This is a genomic window from Streptomyces sp. NPDC001406 (assembly GCF_042895285.1).
Lineage (GTDB): Bacteria > Actinomycetota > Actinomycetes > Streptomycetales > Streptomycetaceae > Streptomyces.
The window spans coordinates 59,207-75,204 of record NZ_JBIAWG010000015.1 but is presented as its reverse complement, the minus strand read 5'-3'; the positions used below and the strand labels follow the sequence as shown (position 1 = coordinate 75,204).

Genomic DNA, 15,998 nt, shown 5'->3' with positions numbered 1-15,998 from the left:
GGAACAGGAACGGAAGGCATCACCGAACATGGCGGACAGAACGGCACGACCGGCGACGGCGACCATCCACGCGGGAGGAGAGTGGCTGCACGCGGTCTCCGGCGCGACGCGCGAGATCATCGACCCGGCGGACGCCCTGCCCTTCGCGGTGGTCGCCGAGGGCGACGAGAAGGACGCGGAGCTCGCGGTGGCCGCCGCCCGCCGTGCCTTCGACACCGGGGACTGGCCCCGCACGCCTGTCGCCGAGCGGGCCGCGCTGCTGCGCCGGGTCGCCGACCTCCTCGTGCGCGACCGCGAAGAGCTGGGTCTGCTGGAGAGCCGGGACGCGGGCAAGACCCTCGAAGAGGGCCGTGTCGACATCGACTGCGTCGCCGACGCCTTCCGCTACTTCGCCGGCCTCGTCGCCGCCGAGGCCCCCGGCCGTGTGGTCGACGCGGGCTCGGCCGACGTGCACAGCGTCGTCGTACACGAACCCGTCGGCGTCTGCGCGCTGATCACACCCTGGAACTACCCGCTCTTGCAAGCAAGTTGGAAGATCGCCCCGGCGCTCGCCGCCGGGAACACCTTCGTGATCAAGCCGAGCGAGATCACCCCGCTGACGACGATCGCCCTGATCGAACTGCTCGTCGAGGCCGGGCTGCCCACCGGAGTCGCCAACCTCGTCACCGGACCCGGCCATGCGGTCGGCGCCCGGCTCGCCGAGCACCCCGACGTCGACCTGGTCTCCTTCACCGGCGGACTGGTCAGCGGCACCAAGGTCGCCCAGGCCGCCGCCCCGACCGTCAAGAAGGTCGCCCTCGAACTCGGCGGCAAGAACCCCAACGTCGTCTTCGCCGACGCCTGCGCCACCGACGAGGGCTTCGACACCGCCGTCGACCAGGCCCTCAACGCCGCCTTCATCCACAGCGGCCAGGTCTGCTCGGCGGGTGCCCGGCTCATCGTCGAGGAGCCGCTGCGCGAACGCTTCGTCGCCGAACTCGCCCGCAGGGCGGGCCGGATACGCCTCGGCCGGGGCACCGAGCCGGGCGTGGAGTGCGGCCCGCTGGTCTCCGAGCAGCAGCGCGCCAAGGTGGAGTCGTACGTCGCCTCGGCGCTCGCCGAGGGCGCGGTCCTGCGCTTTGGCGGCAAGCGGCCCGAACCCGCCGCGACCAGGCCCGAGGCGGGCTACTTCTACGAGCCGACCGTCCTCGACCAGTGCCACCGGGAGATGAGGGTCGTCCGCGAGGAGGTCTTCGGACCGATCCTCACCGTCGAGACCTTCCACACCGAGGACGAGGCCGTGACCCTCGCCAACGACACCGAGTACGGCCTTGCCGGAGCCGTCTGGACCGCCGACGCGGGCCGCGCCCGGCGCGTCGCCGCACGGCTGCGCCACGGCACCGTCTGGATCAACGACTTCCACCCCTACCTCCCGCAGGCGGAGTGGGGCGGCTTCGGCAAGAGCGGCGTGGGCCGCGAGCTGGGACCCGCCGGGCTCGCCGAGTACCGCGAGGCCAAGCACGTCTACCAGAACCTCGCGCCGAAGCCCGTGCGCTGGTTCGCCGGCTGAGCCCCCGCCCCCGGTCCCCTCCCGGCCCCCGGCCCCTCTTCCCGATCCCTCCGGAGCAAGAACCCCCATGCCTGAAACGCCCGAAACCCCCCACGTCTACGACTACGTCGTCATCGGCGGCGGCACCGCGGGCTCCGTCATCGCCTCCCGCCTCACCGAGAACCCCGACGTCACCGTCGCCGTCATCGAGGGCGGCCCCAGCGACGTCGGCCGCGACGACGTCCTCACCCTGCGCCGCTGGACGGGCCTGCTCGGCGGCGAGCTCGACTACGACTACCCGACCACCGAGCAGCCGCGCGGCAACTCCCACATCCGGCACAGCCGCGCCCGCGTCCTCGGCGGCTGTTCCTCCCACAACACCCTCATCGCCTTCAAGCCGCTGCCGTCCGACTGGGACGAGTGGGAGACGGCCGGCGCCAAGGGCTGGGGCGCGGTGCCCATGGAGGCGTACTACGCCCGGCTGCTCAACAACATCGTCCCGGTCGACGAGAAGGACCGGAACGCCATCGCCGGCGACTTCGTCGAGGCCGCGCAGGAGGCGTTGGGCGTGCCCCGTGTCGAGGGCTTCAACCGCAAGCCGTTCACCGAGGGCACCGGCTTCTTCGACCTCGCCTACCACCCCGAGAACAACAAGCGCTCCTCCGCCTCGGTGGCCTATCTGCACCCGGTGATGGACGAGCGCCCCAACCTGACGATCCTGCTGGAGACCTGGGCGCACAAGCTGGAGCTGGACGGCACCCGCGTACGGGGCGTGCACGTGCGCACCAAGGACGGCGAGGAACTCCTGGTCCGGGCCCGCGGCGAGGTCCTGCTGTGCGCGGGCGCGGTCGACTCGCCGCGTCTGCTGATGCACTCCGGCATCGGCCCGAAGGCGGATCTGGAGAAGCTCGGCATGCCCGTCGCGCTCGATCTGCCCGGCGTCGGCGAGAACCTCCTCGACCACCCAGAGTCGGTGATCGTCTGGGAGACCCACGGTCCCCTTCCGGAGAACTCCGCGATGGACTCCGACGCGGGCCTGTTCGTGCGCCGCGACCCCGAACACGCGGGCCCGGACCTGATGTTCCACTTCTACCAGGTCCCGTTCACCGACAACCCCGAGCGACTGGGCTACGAGCGCCCCGAGTTCGGCGTCTCCATGACCCCGAACATCCCCAAGCCGAAGAGCCGCGGCCGGCTGTACCTGACCAGCTCGGACCCGGCCGAGAAGCCCGCGCTGGACTTCCGGTACTTCACCGACGAGGACGACTACGACGGCCGCACCCTCGTCGACGGCATCCGTATCGCCCGCCAGGTCGCGAAGACCGAGCCGCTGGCCGGCTGGCTGAAGCGCGAGGTGTGCCCCGGCCCGGAGATCACCGGCGACGAGGAGCTGAGCGAGTACGCCCGCAAGGTCGCGCACACCGTCTACCACCCGGCGGGCACCTGCCGCATGGGCGCGACCGACGACGAACTGGCCGTGGTGGACCCCGAGTTGCGTATCCGGGGCCTCGACGGCATCCGCATAGCCGACGCGTCCGTCTTCCCGACCATGACCGCCGTGAACCCGATGATCGCGGTGCTCATGGTCGGGGAGAAGGCAGCCGACCTGATCGGAGGTGAGGCCTGATGGCTCTCACGGTCCCCACCCGCAAGCCGCCCACCGGCGACTCCACCGACACCCCCGTCTTCTCCGTCGAGGGCCTGTGGAAGGTCTTCGGACCCAAGGCGGAGCGCGTCCCCGCCGACGCCGAGCTCGCCGCCCTCCCGCCCGCCGAACTGCGCGCCCGCACCGGCTGCACGGCCGCCGTCCAGGACGTCTCCTTCGACGTGCGCAGGGGCGAGGTCTTCGTCGTCATGGGCCTGTCCGGCTCCGGCAAGTCCACGCTGGTGCGCTGTCTGACCCGGCTCATCGAGCCGACCGCGGGCTCGATCGCCATCGACGGCGAGAACGTCCGCGCCATGGACCGCGCCCGGCTGCGCGAACTGCGCCGCCACCGCGCCGCGATGGTCTTCCAGCACTTCGGCCTGCTCCCGCACCGCACGGTCCTCGACAACGTGGCGTACGGCCTGGAGATCCAGGGCGTCGGCAGGTCCGAGCGCCGGGCGCGGGCCCAGAAGTTCGTCGCCAAGGTCGGCCTGGAGGGCCTGGAGAAGCGCCGGCCCGGCCAGCTGTCCGGCGGCCAGCGCCAGCGCGTCGGACTGGCCCGCGCGCTGGCAGTCGACCCTGAAGTGCTGCTCTTCGACGAGCCGTTCAGCGCCCTCGACCCGCTGATCCGGCGCGACATGCAGGACGAGGTGGTACGGCTGCACCGGGAGGAGGGCCGCACGATGGTCTTCATCACCCACGACCTGGCCGAGGCGCTCAAGCTCGGCGACCGTATCGCCCTCATGCGCGACGGCCGCGTCGTCCAGCTCGGCACCCCGGAGGAGATCGTCGGCTCCCCGGCCGACGACTACGTCCGCGAGTTCGTCCGTGACGTCCCGCGCGAGCAGGTCATGACGGTCCGCAGGGCGATGCGGCCCGGCGACTGCGGCGGCCCCGAGCATCCCGGCGCGCTCGCCCCCGACGCCGTCGTCGCCGAGGCGATCAAGGCGGTGGCCCGCAGCGGGAAGGCCGCCTGCGTCATGGACGACGGACGGTGCCTGGGGGTGGTGGACCACGAGCGGCTGATCGACGTGGTCGCCGGAACGGAGCTGCCCAGGGAGGTGGCCTGATGGCCACGGTCACCGCCGCCGCTCCGCGGCTCGCGCTGCCCGGATTCCTCCGGCGCCCCGCCGCCCGCAAGCTTGTGCTGCTCACCCTCGCCGCGGCCGTGCTCGTCCCCCTCGCGGCCGCCCGCTGGGCGAGCGGAACCTGGCCGCACGCCCTCACCGTCGACCTGTCCGGGCCGCTCACCAGCGCCGGTGACTGGGTGATCGACCACCGGGACAGCCACCCGCTGTTCCTCTACTTCTTCGGCTACCTCAGCAACGCGGTCGTCGTGTCCGTGCGCGTCGTGTACCTGGCGCTTCTCGCGGCGGGCTGGGCGGGAGTCACCGCCGTCGGCGCGCTCGTCGCCTGGCGGGTCGCGGGCGTCCGCCTCGCGCTGGGCACCGCCGCCGCGTTCGTGGTCTGCGGTCTGCTCGGCATGTGGGTGCCGACCATGCAGACCCTGGCCCTGATGGTGGTCGCCGTGCTCGCGTCCGTGGTCCTGGGCGTCCTGCTCGGCCTCGCCGCCGGGCTCTCCGACCGCCTCGACCGCGCCCTGCGCCCGGTCCTGGACACCATGCAGGTGCTGCCGGCGTTCGCCTATCTGCTCCCCGTGGTCCTGGTCTTCGGCATCGGCGTCCCCGCAGCCGTCCTCGCCACCGTCGTCTACGCCGCCCCGCCGATGGCCCGCCTCACCGCGCTGGGCCTGCGCGGCGCCGACCCCGAGGTCCTGGAGGCCGTGGAGTCGCTGGGCGCCACGGGCCGCCAGCGCCTCGTGACCGCCCGCATCCCGCTGGCCCGCAAGGAGCTCCTCCTCGGCCTCAACCAGACGATCATGATGGCCCTGTCGATGGCGGTCATCGCGTCGGTCATCGGCGCCGGCGGCCTCGGCGACCGCGTCTACCAGGCGCTGGCCTCCGTCGACGTGGGCGCGGCACTCGCCGCCGGAATCCCGATCGTGCTGCTCGCCGTCGTCCTGGACCGGGTGACCGGCGCGGCGGGGGAGAAGCTCGGCGAGGGCCACCGCGATCTGCGGCCCTGGGCCTACGGCGCCCTCGTGGCCGTCGCCGCCGCCCTGGCCGCGCGTCTTGCCGGGCGCCTCGACTGGCCCTCCGGCTGGGTCCTGCACATCGCCGAACCGGTCAACCGCGCCGTCGACTGGATGACCGCCCACCTCTACTCCGGCGTCCCGTACATCGGCGGCACCGCGGACTGGGCGGGCCACTTCACCACCTGGGTCCTGGACCCCGTCCGCAGCGGCCTGCAGTGGCTGCCCTGGTGGTCGGTCCTGCTGATCGTCGCCGCCCTGGCCTGGCTGATCGGCACCTGGCGCACCGCCCTGACCGCCGTCCTCGCGATGGCCGCGATCGGTGTGCTCGGCGTGTGGGAGCCGTCCCTGGACACGCTCTCCCAGGTCCTCGCGGCCGTCGCCGTCACCCTGGTGCTCGGCTTCGCGACCGGCATCGCCGCCGCCCGCAGCGACCGCTTCGAACGCGCCCTGCGCCCGGTGCTGGACGTCTTCCAGACGATGCCGCAGTTCGTGTATCTGATCCCGGTCGTCGCGCTGTTCGGCGTCGGCCGTGCCCCCGCCGTCGCCGCGGCCGTCGTCTACGCGCTCCCGGCCGTCGTACGGATCACCGCGCAGGGCCTGCGCCAGGTCGACCCGGCCGCGCTGGAGTCGGCCCGCTCGCTCGGCGCGACCGGCCGCCAGCAGCTCTGGCAAATCCAGCTCCCGCTCGCCCGCCCGGCGCTGCTGCTCGCCGTCAACCAGGGCGTGGTCCTGGTCCTCGCCGTGGTCATCATCGGCGGCCTGGTCGGCGGTGGCGCCCTCGGCTACGACGTCACCTTCGGCCTGGCCCAGGGCGACCTGGCGACCGGACTGGTCGCCGGCGCGGCCATCGTCTGCCTCGGCCTGGTGCTCGACCGGGTGACCCAGCCGACGGAACGCCGCGCGAGGAAGGGAGCCTGACATGCGCCGTACGACGATCACGGCCGCCGTGGCCGTGCTGGCCCTCACCACCGGGTGCGGGGCCGCCGACATGACCAAGCAGGCCTCGCCCTTCGCCAACGCCCAGGGAGCGAAGACCGTCACGCTCTCCGTGCAGTCCTGGGTCGGTGCGCAGTCCAATGTGGCCGTGGCCCAGTACCTCCTGGAGCACGAACTGGGCTACCGCGTCGACACCGTCCAGGTCGACGAGGTCCCCGCCTGGGACGCGCTCAGCCAGGGCCGCGTCGACGCGATCCTGGAGGACTGGGGCCACCCCGACCAGGAGAAGCGCTACGTCGACGACAAGAAGACCATCGCGCACGGCGGCGACCTCGGGGTGACCGGGCACATCGGCTGGTACGTCCCGACGTACCTCGCCGAGCAGCACCCGGACATCACGGACTGGAAGAACCTGAACAAGTACGCCTCGCTCTTCCGCACCGCGGAGAGCGGCGGCAAGGGCCAGCTGATGGACGGCTCCCCGTCCTACGTCACCAACGACAAGGCGCTGGTGACCAACCTCAAGCTGGACTACCAGGTGGTGTTCGCCGGCTCCGAGGCGGCGCAGATCACCCAGATCAAGCAGTTCGCCAAGGAGAAGAAGCCCTTCCTGACCTACTGGTACGCGCCCCAGTGGCTGTTCAAGAAGGTCCCGATGACCGAGGTGAAGCTGCCTGTGTACAAGGACGGCTGCGACGCGGACCCGAAGAAGATCACCTGCGCCTACCCGCACACCCCGCTGCAGAAGTACCTGAACACGGACTTCGCCAAGGCGGGCGGCAAGGCGGCGTCCTTCCTGAAGAAGTTCCAGTGGACGACGGAGGACCAGAACGAGGTCTCCCTGCTGATCGCCGACAAGAAGATGAGTCCGCAGGACGCGGCGAAGCAGTGGGTGCGGAGCCATCCGTCGGTGTGGAAGGCGTGGCTTTCCTGACGCGCGTCGTGAAAAGTCCCTCGCCCGCCGAACCCAGTGTGGATTCGGCGGGCGAGGGACTGTCAGGAATCAGTCGGTGTCCGTGGCGGTGAGGATCGCGATCTCCTGCCCGCCCGGTCGCAGGGCGGCCACGGCGAGGTCCCAGGCCACCTGGTGGAACCAGTCCGACGAGGCGTCGGCGATGAACCAGTGCGCCTGTTCGACCAGCATGGCCGTGTGGTCGATCGGCGCGTCCGGGGCGGCGCCGACCAGGCCGCCGAGGGAGCGCCAGGCGGCGAGCCGCCCGTACGCACCGAACATGCCGTTGCCGTAGGCGGGGCCGCGCACCGCCGCGGTGAGCAGCACCCGCAGCACCCTGTCGGAGGTGGCCGGGTGCAGCCGGGCCCTGGTCTCTGCCGTGGGCCATGCGGTGAGTGGCAGCCGCTCGAAGACGGCTGCGAAGTCGTCCGGTGAGACAGGCGACGCGGACCAGAACTCCTGCGCGGCGACCATGCCGTTGGACTCGTCGAGCCAGTGCCGCACGGCAGCGCTCATGGCCTCGGCCACCTCCGGAACGGTGGTTTCTGCCGGATCGACCGCGGCACTGCGCCGGCGCATCTCCGGGGAGACACGGAGTTCGGGTTGGTCGCTGTGCTTCTCCACCGTTGCCGGGGGCAGGGCCCACGTCCAGTCGTGCGGAGCGTGCGTCGGCCTGAGCAGCGCACGCTCCGCCGGCAGCAGGCGGAGCGGCAGAGGCGCGAGCGGATGCTCCTGGGTCACGAGCGCCTCGCCGAAGGACCGCAGAAGCGGGTACTGGAGGACCGCGACGCCCACGAGTACCAGCTCTTGCAGCAGGCAGGCCCTGAACTCGTCCGACGCCGCGGTGCCGAGCCGCTCGCCGTAGACGACCGGGACGATGTCCTCAGGCCGATGCCCCAGGGCCACGAGATGGGCCAGGCGCCGCTCGGCCCTGGTCCGTGCCGGCCCTCCGGCCCGCAGGCTGCTTGGCAGACACAGCAAAGCGCGCAGGCTCTGCTGTCCCGCCGTGGTGGCAAGGGCCGTCTGCAACCGGTCGAGCAGGAAGGCGTGTTCGGATGCATCCTCGCCTTCGCGGGCGGCCCGCCGGGCGAGCTCCGCGCCGAGCAGCGTCGCCCACTCGAAGTCTCCGGACGAAACCCGATGCCGGATCTCTTCGCCAAGTGCGGACGCGGCCGAGAAGTCACTGTCCAGCAGTTCTCTGATCCGCTGAGTCATGTCGCTGTGCATGGTGGAATCACTTTGCCTCACGCTCATCGAGTCGGGACCGGGCCGACGCCATGTGGCGCCGGCCCGGTCCCGTTCTTCCGCTTCTTCTACGACGCGGCGCGGACCGCTACGGCGCAGCCACCGGATAGGCGCTCAGAATCTCCTTGGTCTGCGGATTGACCGCAATCTGCAGATACTTCTCGCCCCTGGTTCCGATGGCTCTTCCCATCGGGAAGACGAACCTGAAGGCATCCGCGGGATCCTTTATCGCCTTGCTCTGCATGGCCCATGCCTCGTCCACCAGGGCGAGGACCTTGCCGGGGTCCTTCTCGATGAACACCGTGTGCGTCGCTCTGGAGGCATCGGGCACCGTGTGGGCGAGCACATGGTCGATCTTGTTGCCGAACTTCCGGTCGAGACCGTAGATCAGCCCGCCGGGCGACTGGAGCCTGCCGCCGCCCAGGTCGGCGAAGCCGATCGGGCAGAACGTGTTGTGCACGAGAACCGGCGTGGTCCCCGCCAGCACGTAGTAGGTGTGGATCTCGGCGACGCTCAGGTTGTAGGCGGAGTGCAGCCGCTGGTAGCGGTGGACGCCTACGACGGTGACGGTCTCGCCGCTGCTCGTGCGCAGCGTCTGGCCGGGCCTGAGATCGCCGGCGTCGATCCAGCGGTGGGCGCTGGGCGACCAGAACGGGTGATGCTGTGTGGCGGTGATCCGTGACCGGCCGGCGTCGATCGTGATGTCGGCGAAGTCGGTGTCGTCCGGCGTGTAGATCGTGTCGGTGACAGCGCGGCCCGCGGTCCGGCCGCTTCCGGGATCGGTGGCGAGGACCGCGTCACCGGTCCTGACGTCCTTGATCGCCTTGGTCGTGCCATCGGCCATCAACACGTGCGTGGCGCCGGGGAAGCTGTTGGGCCGGCATGCCATGCGGGATTCTTCGTAGGCGTTCACCGACCGCTCGATGCTCGCCAACGCCTCCGCGTCGATGTCCAGAGTACGCAGTGCCTTCATCGCGTCGGCGACGCCGATGCCGGTGCGCATGGCGGCGTCCACGGCGCGGATCGCGTCGGCGACCTTGCCGATGGGCCCGCCGAGCGGGAGCCAGGTCGCGGCCCAGAAGCAGTCGCTCGCACTGCCCTCGCCGCCGCCGAAGGCCTTGTGGTAGCAGCCGGTGAAGTCACCCTTGATCGACTTGGCGATGCCCTTCCAGACGTCGACGGTCGCGTCCCACGTGGAGATCTTGACCGTTTTGGTCTGGTCCTTGATGGTGACCGTCTTCAGGAAGTACGTGTCGTCCACCGGGCAGCCGGCCGGGGTGGCGGGCACGTCGGGGTTTGCGCACAGGTAGAAGCTGACCACCGCGTCGAAGTGCGCGACGTACACGATCTTGTCGCAGACCACGACGTCGTGGCACTCGTTGGGGAGGCGCTCGGGCTCCCCGCGCTGCCTGATCTCGTCGATGACGGAGAAGACCCCGCCGACACCGGTCCCCGAGCCGTTCTTGACGTTCTTGCTTGCCTGAGCCGCCTCCGCTTCCGTGGCGGCCTGCTGGGCCTCCGTGGAGTACTTGTCGGCGTCCTTGGCCGCTTGTTCGGCTTCGGTGGCGGCGGTGTCGGCGCGGGTGGCGGCGGCGCGGGCGTCCTTGGCGTCCTGTTCGGCCTGGGTGGCCGCGGCGCGGGCGGCCGAGGCGTCGAGTTCGGCCTGGTCGGCGGAGTCGCGGGCGTCCTTGGCGTAGCCCTCGGCGTTGCCGGCTGCCTTGTCGGCGGCCGCGGCGTCGGCGGCTGCCTGCTTGTCGTACTCGATGGTGCGGGCCAGTGAGTCGGCCGCCTTGGAAGCGGCGGTGGCGGCGTCGGCCGCGTAGCCGAGGGCGTCCTTGGAGTAGGTGCGGGCGTCGGCCGCGTACTGCGCGGCGTTCGCGGCGTGCTGGTAGGCCTCCTTGGCGTCGCCCTTCGCCTGGTCGGCGAGGTTCTTGGCGGCCTGGGCCTCGGCGGCCGCGTTGCCGGCGTGCGCCTGGGCGACGGCCTGCTGCTGCTCCGCGATCGACTTCGACGCCTGTCCGGTCAGGACGACCAGGCCGGCGGCGGAGTCGGTGTCGACGTAGGGAGAGCCGAGCTGGACGGCGTCGTTGGCGGGGGCAGCGACCTGTTCGGCGGCCTTGGCCGCGTCGACGGCTGCCTGGGCGGTGACATGGGCGAAGCCGGCGGCCTTGGCCGCTGCGGCGAGGGCCTTCACGGCTTCCGCGTTGGCGGCGTCGGCCTGGGTCCTGGCGTCCTTGGCGTGCTGTTCGGCCTCGTCGGCGAGCTTGACCGCGGCCTGGGCCTCGGCGGCGGCGTCCTTGGACGCCTTGATGGCGTCGGCGACCGCGGCCGTCGAGGTCTTCACCGCGGCGTCGGCCTTGAGCTTGTCGGCCTGGGCGGCGTCGGAGGCGGCGCGGGCGCGCTTGGCGGCCGCCTCGGCGCGGGTGGCGGCGGCGTCCGCCGCGGCTGCGGCCTCGGTGGCGGCATTGGCCTCGGAACCGGCCTTGTCCGCCGCGGTCTCGGCGTCGTCGGCGGCCTTGTCCGCCTCGTTCGCGGCCGCGCGGGCGTCCTCTGCCGCGGAACCGGAGCTGAGCTTGTCGGCGTAGGCGTCCTTGGCATCGGCCTTCGCTCGCTTGGCGTTGGCCTCCTGCCGCGCGTCCCAGGCATCGTCGCGCATGGCCTTGGCGTGGTCCCTGGCCTTGACCGCGTCGTCCCGCTTGCCCTGGGCGGTCTTCTCGGCGGCCTCGGCCCGGTCCTTGGCGTCACTGGCCTTGGTCGCCTCGGCCTCGGCGTTCTTCCTGTGCTCGGCGGCCTCGGCCTGCTTGGCGGCGGCCGTCTCCTTCTCGGCCTTGGCCGTCTTCTCCTCGGCCTCCGCGGTGAGCCGCTTGGCGTGCGCGTCGGCGGCGGCCGCCTTCGCGTCACCTTCGGCCTTGAGCGCGACGGCGAGCTTGGCCTCCGCGGTCTCCTTGTCCTTCTTCGCGTTGTCCCGGTGCACCTTGGCCGCGTCCGCGGCCGCCTTGGCCTGGAACTCGGCCGTCTTCGCGGCCTCCTTGCGGAACTCCGCCTTGGCCTGCGCGGCCTGCGCCAGCGCGCGCTGCGCGATGGTCGCACTGTCCCCGGCGGCAGCCCGGGTGGCGGCCTCGGCCGTCTCACCGGCCTTCACCAACGCCGTCAGAGCCGCGACCGCACCCTTGGTCACCTGCGCCTTCTGCTGACCCACCAGCAGACCCCGACCCCTCGGCGCACCATTGGCGTCCGCGGTGTCGTAGGCGCTCTGCAGCGCGCTGTCCGAACCGGTCGCGGCCTTCTGCGCGGCGGTCAACTGCGCCTTGAGCACGGCCAGCTGGGCCTTCGCGCCGGTCTGGGCGGCGCTCACCCCGTTCTTCGCCTTGGTGAACTGCGCCTTGTCCGGGTAGCTCAAACTGGCGTCGCCGGTGTGCCCCTTGGGCACCACGCGCAGCTTCTGCGAGGCCGAGCTGTTGCAGGTCAGCAGCGAGGAGTTCTTGCTGTTGTCGAACGAGGGCAGGTTCAGGCACTTGTCCGTCGCGGCGTTGCGGAACACGCCCGCCGCCCGCAGATCGAAGTCCCACTGCTGCGCCTTGCTGCCGTTGCAGCTCGAGATCTGGATCTTCGTACCGTCGGCGTTCTTGCCGCCGGCCACGTCCAGGCACTTCTGCGACTTGGTGTTCGCCAGGGCGTAGCCGCCGTCGTACGAACCCCGCAACTGCCACTCCTGCGCCGAGCCGCCGTTGCAGGTGTAGACCTGGACCGCGGTGCCGTTGGCCGTGCCGCCGCCCTCCACGTCCAGGCACTTGCCCTTGGCGCCGGGGATCTCGATGGTCAGCGGGGCGTCGCCGATGTATCCGGCACCGCCCGCCGACCAGTAGTCCTGCCAGCGGGTGGCGTGGTCGGCGATCCAGGAGTGCCCGAGCATCTCGCCCAGGGCCTTGGTGCCCTTGGTCAGCGCGTCGACCGCTGCCTTGTTGGCGTCGAGGATCTGGTTGCGCTGAGTGGCCTGGGAGGCGATCTCCTGCTGCCACTCGCCGGCCGCGGTGGAGGTGATGTCGTCCAGCACACCGTTCGGATCCAGCGGATCACGCCAGCCGCACGCGGCGAAGCGGGACTTCACGTCCTCCACCGCGATCCGGTACTCGGGCGTGCCCGGCTGCGGTGCGGTGCGCGGGAAGCCGCCCGAGGCCAGGAAGATCCGCGCGTCGTCCGCACCCGGGTTCGCACTGGGGCGGCCGTGCATCCACTCGAACGCGGCGTGCTCGGCCAGCGCCTGGTTGAACTCCTCCCGGGTCCTGCCCACCGAGCTGGGGTCCTGCCCGTACAGGGAGGCGCCCACCTGGTCGACGGCAGCGAGGGTCTTCTCGTCGGCCGCCGGGGTCTCGTCGTCGTAGAAGTCGGAGTCGGTCCGCCAGTACCGGTCGGAGATCCACGACGTCAGACCGGTCTGCCCGTAGAACGACTGCTGACCGTCGTCACCGGTGCCCGGCGGCCAGTGGAACCCGGTCACGGTGAACCCGCCCGGCGTCTCCAGCCCGTCCAGCGGCTTCTTCCAGGACTCCTGGAGCGCGGACAGCGCCGCGCCCTCCTTGCTCGCCGCGTCCTTGTCCGCCTTGTAGGCGACGGCCAGCGGCGTCTTCTCCCAGTTCTTCCGGTCGGCCGCGACATGCAGCTTCTCCGGCGTCTGGTTGAGGCCGTCCTGCGCGGTCGCGGCCATCGACGTGCCGCCGAGCCGCAGCACGTCGGCCATCAGGCACTGGTCCTGCCGCAACTGCTCGGCAGCCGTGTCCTCGTACCAGGGGTAGGAGTCACTCACCGGCTCGCCCCGCAGCGGCGACGCGCCGGGCTGGACGGCCAACCCGGCCAGCACCGCCAACGCCACGGCGGAGGTGGTCACAAACCCTGAACTGCGCGATCTGGCCAGGCGGGACCATGGTGTGGAACGCAAAGAGGCATCCTTGTCTTCGTCAAGGGGGATGCGTGCCGGGAGCAGCCCAGAAGCCGTACGAACGGGTACGGCGGCATGACGAAGCGAACTTTCCCCGTGAGCGACGGTGTTCCCCCGGTCGCTGATAGATGTGCACGGACGCGGGCAGGTCAGGCCCGGTCATGCGCAGACACCATATGCGCACGTCATGCACACGTAAAGTCCCCAATTGACAGTCGATTTGGCTCGCCTGCGGCATCAGCGCTGGTCACTGGCCGACTGCGATGAGCAGGGCCCGTCAGCAGCCGGGGTTTTGTGATGGTCTTGTGCTCCGCGGCCGACTGTCCGCGCGCCCACCAGGCGCCGCAGGACCCCGAAGGGTCGGTTGCCGCACCCGGTTCGCTCAAGGGCGTCACACTGGCCGACAACGCGGCGCACCTGATCGGGATCCTGGAACGGGCCAAGGAGAACGGCCGGGTCATCCTCGTCGCGCACAGCCGCGGCGGCATGATTCGACCGCCGCGGCCAACGTGAGGCCGGACCTGATCGACCGTATCGTGTGCGTCTCGGCCTCGTCGGCGCCGGCGCTCGCCGGAAATCCCGCCGAACTCGGCCTGCTGCGCGTCAACTTCCGTACCGCGGACCCGGCGTCTCTCGCCGCGTTCAAGGCGGCTTTCCGGGCCGACGGCACCGATGAGCAACTGCTGGTCCTCCTCGACACCTTCCAGGCCGACGCCTCAGCCCTGCTGCCCCGGCTGATAGTGCCCCGGTGTCATCCGGGTGCTCACGCCGAAGCGGTTCCAGGCGTTGATCATCGTGATCGCGGCGATCAGATGGGACAGCTCCGCGTCGTCGAAGTGCTTGGCGGCGTGGTCGTACACCTCGTCCGGGACGAAGCCGTCGGTCAGGACCGTGATCGCCTCGGTCAGTTCGATCGCGGCCAGCTCGCGTTCCGTGTAGAAGTGCCGCGACTCCTCCCACGCGCTCAGCTGCACGATCCGCTCGACGCTCTCGCCGGCCGCCAGCGCGTCCTTGGTGTGCATGTCGAGGCAGAACGCGCAGTGGTTGAGCTGCGAGGCGCGGATCTTCACCAGCTCGTACAGCTTGGGGTCGTCCAGGCCCCGGCGGACGGCGGTCTCCAGGTGGATCATCGCCTTGTACACGCCCGGGGCGTGCTCGGCCCACTGCAGGCGGGGGGTGATCTCCGCGGCGTACTGGGGGGCAGTCGGTTCGTTGTTCATGTCTTCGACTCTATGGAGCAGGCGGCCCAGGAGTATGGTCCATTTCCATGGAGAGACCTTGGGCCACTTTCGGGGTTGATCTGCATCTGGAGCCCTCCGGCGCGGGTGGGCTTCGCCGTGGGCTGACCGACGCCCTGCGGGACGCCGTGCGCGGCGGACGGCTCGCCCCGGGCACCCGGCTGCCCTCCTCCCGGACCCTCGCGGCCGACCTCGGCATCGCCCGGAACACCGTCGCCGAGGCGTACGGCGACCTGGTCGCGGAGGGCTGGCTCACCGCACGGCAGGGGTCGGGGACCCGGGTCGCCGAGCGAGCCGTCGTACCGCCCAGCGATACGGCTCCGCGGCCCCGCGCCCCCGGCCGGCCCACCCACAATCTGGTCCCCGGTACCCCCGACCTCGCCTCCTTCCCCCGCGCCGAGTGGCTCAGGGCGGCCCGCCGCGCCCTCATCGCCGCCCCCTCCGACGCCCTCGGCTACGGTGACCCGCGCGGTCGCCCCGAACTGCGCACCGCCCTGGCCGGCTACCTCTCCCGTGCCCGGGGCGTGCGCGCCGCTCCCGACGCCATCCTGGTCTGCGCGGGCTTCTCCCACGGGCTGAGGATCCTCGGCACGGTGCTGCGGGCGCGCGGCGCACACACGGTGGCGGTCGAGTCGTACGGCCTCTTTGTCCACTGGGACCTGCTCACGGCGGCCGGACTGACCACCAGGCCCCTGCCGTACGACGCACGCGCCACGGACACCCGCGCCCTGCCGGACGCCGGGGCGGTGCTGCTCACCCCCGCCCACCAGTTCCCGATGGGCACACCCCTGCGCGCCGACCGGCGGGCGGCCGTCGTGGACTGGGCGCGGCGCACCGGGGGGCTGGTCCTGGAGGACGACTACGACGGCGAGTTCCGCTACGACCGCCAGCCGGTCGGCGCGCTCCAGGGCCTGGACCCGGACCACGTGGTGTACCTGGGTACCGCCAGCAAGTCCCTCGCCCCCGGCCTGCGGCTGGCCTGGATGGTGCTGCCGCCGTCCCTCATGGAGGAGTGCGTGGCGGCCAAGGGCCTGGTCGACAACTGCGGGGTGCTGGACCAGCTGACCCTGGCGGAGTTCATCACCTCCGGGGCGTACGACCGTCATGTGCGCTCCGCCCGGCTGCGCTACCGGCGCCGCCGGGACGCCCTCGTCGCGGCCCTCGCCGACCGCGCGCCCGAGGTCCGGGTCACCGGTATCGCGGCCGGTCTGCACGCCGTGCTGCGCCTGCCGCCCGGCACCGAGCCGTCGGTCGTCCAGGCGGCCGCCTGGCAGGGCCTCGCCCTGCACGGCCTCGCCTTCTACCGCCACGCCCAGGCCACGACGGAGCCGCTGGACGCCCTGGTCGTCGGCTACGGGACACCGCCGGACCATGCGTGGGCGGGGGCACTGGAGGCGTTGTGCCGGGTGCTGCCGTGATGCGT

9 protein-coding genes and 1 pseudogene are annotated in these 15,998 nt (G+C 71.6%); 7 read left to right on the top strand and 3 right to left on the bottom strand.

From position 1 onward, the window contains the following. Window positions 1–28: 28 nt before the first annotated feature. The 5 genes from ACFY1J_RS32810 (at window position 29) to ACFY1J_RS32790 (ending at window position 7,138) form a co-directional block, all read left to right on the top strand. Window positions 29–1,549, top strand: coding sequence for an aldehyde dehydrogenase family protein (locus tag ACFY1J_RS32810; RefSeq protein WP_390732480.1), 1,521 nt, complete (start codon window positions 29–31; stop codon window positions 1,547–1,549). Between the two features lie 67 nt (window positions 1,550–1,616). Beyond that, window positions 1,617–3,155 carry a GMC family oxidoreductase gene (locus ACFY1J_RS32805; RefSeq protein WP_390732479.1) on the top strand — a complete coding sequence of 513 codons (1,539 nt, stop codon included), beginning with the start codon at window positions 1,617–1,619 and terminating at the stop codon, window positions 3,153–3,155. Further along, complete coding sequence (locus tag ACFY1J_RS32800) at window positions 3,155–4,243, top strand: glycine betaine/L-proline ABC transporter ATP-binding protein (RefSeq protein WP_390732478.1); 1,089 nt, start codon at window positions 3,155–3,157, stop codon at window positions 4,241–4,243. Before ACFY1J_RS32805 ends, ACFY1J_RS32800 begins: the two co-directional genes overlap by 1 nt. Next, window positions 4,243–6,186, top strand: coding sequence for an ABC transporter permease (locus tag ACFY1J_RS32795; RefSeq protein WP_390710109.1), 1,944 nt, complete (start codon window positions 4,243–4,245; stop codon window positions 6,184–6,186). Before ACFY1J_RS32800 ends, ACFY1J_RS32795 begins: the two co-directional genes overlap by 1 nt. Window position 6,187: 1 nt before the next feature. Next, complete coding sequence (locus ACFY1J_RS32790) at window positions 6,188–7,138, top strand: ABC transporter substrate-binding protein (RefSeq protein ID WP_390732477.1); 951 nt, start codon at window positions 6,188–6,190, stop codon at window positions 7,136–7,138. 69 nt (window positions 7,139–7,207) lie between these two features. Here ACFY1J_RS32790 and ACFY1J_RS32785 read toward each other — a convergent pair whose 3' ends face one another. Both ACFY1J_RS32785 and ACFY1J_RS32780 read right to left on the bottom strand, forming a co-directional pair. After that, window positions 7,208–8,371 carry a DUF6183 family protein gene (locus ACFY1J_RS32785; protein ID WP_390710107.1) on the bottom strand — a complete coding sequence of 388 codons (1,164 nt, stop codon included), beginning with the start codon at window positions 8,369–8,371 and terminating at the stop codon, window positions 7,208–7,210. Window positions 8,372–8,489: 118 nt separating this feature from the next. Then, entirely contained in the window at window positions 8,490–13,139 is a 4,650-nt protein-coding gene (locus tag ACFY1J_RS32780; protein WP_390732522.1) for an RICIN domain-containing protein, read from the bottom strand. A 513-nt stretch (window positions 13,140–13,652) separates the two neighbouring features. Here ACFY1J_RS32780 and ACFY1J_RS32775 point away from each other — a divergent pair. Continuing rightward, window positions 13,653–14,050 (top strand): annotated as a pseudogene (locus tag ACFY1J_RS32775) (alpha/beta fold hydrolase); the annotation flags it as partial. Window positions 14,051–14,053: 3 nt separating this feature from the next. On the opposite strand, the gene ACFY1J_RS32770 reads toward ACFY1J_RS32775, so the two are convergent. Further along, window positions 14,054–14,557: a carboxymuconolactone decarboxylase family protein gene (locus tag ACFY1J_RS32770; protein WP_390710106.1), complete on the bottom strand. Its 504-nt coding sequence runs from the start codon at window positions 14,555–14,557 to the stop codon at window positions 14,054–14,056. 47 nt (window positions 14,558–14,604) lie between these two features. On the opposite strand from ACFY1J_RS32770, the gene ACFY1J_RS32765 reads away from it, so the two are divergent. Next, on the top strand, window positions 14,605–15,993 hold the full coding sequence (locus tag ACFY1J_RS32765; RefSeq protein WP_390710105.1) for a PLP-dependent aminotransferase family protein: 1,389 nt from the start codon (window positions 14,605–14,607) through the stop codon (window positions 15,991–15,993). Window positions 15,994–15,998 lie beyond the last annotated feature (5 nt).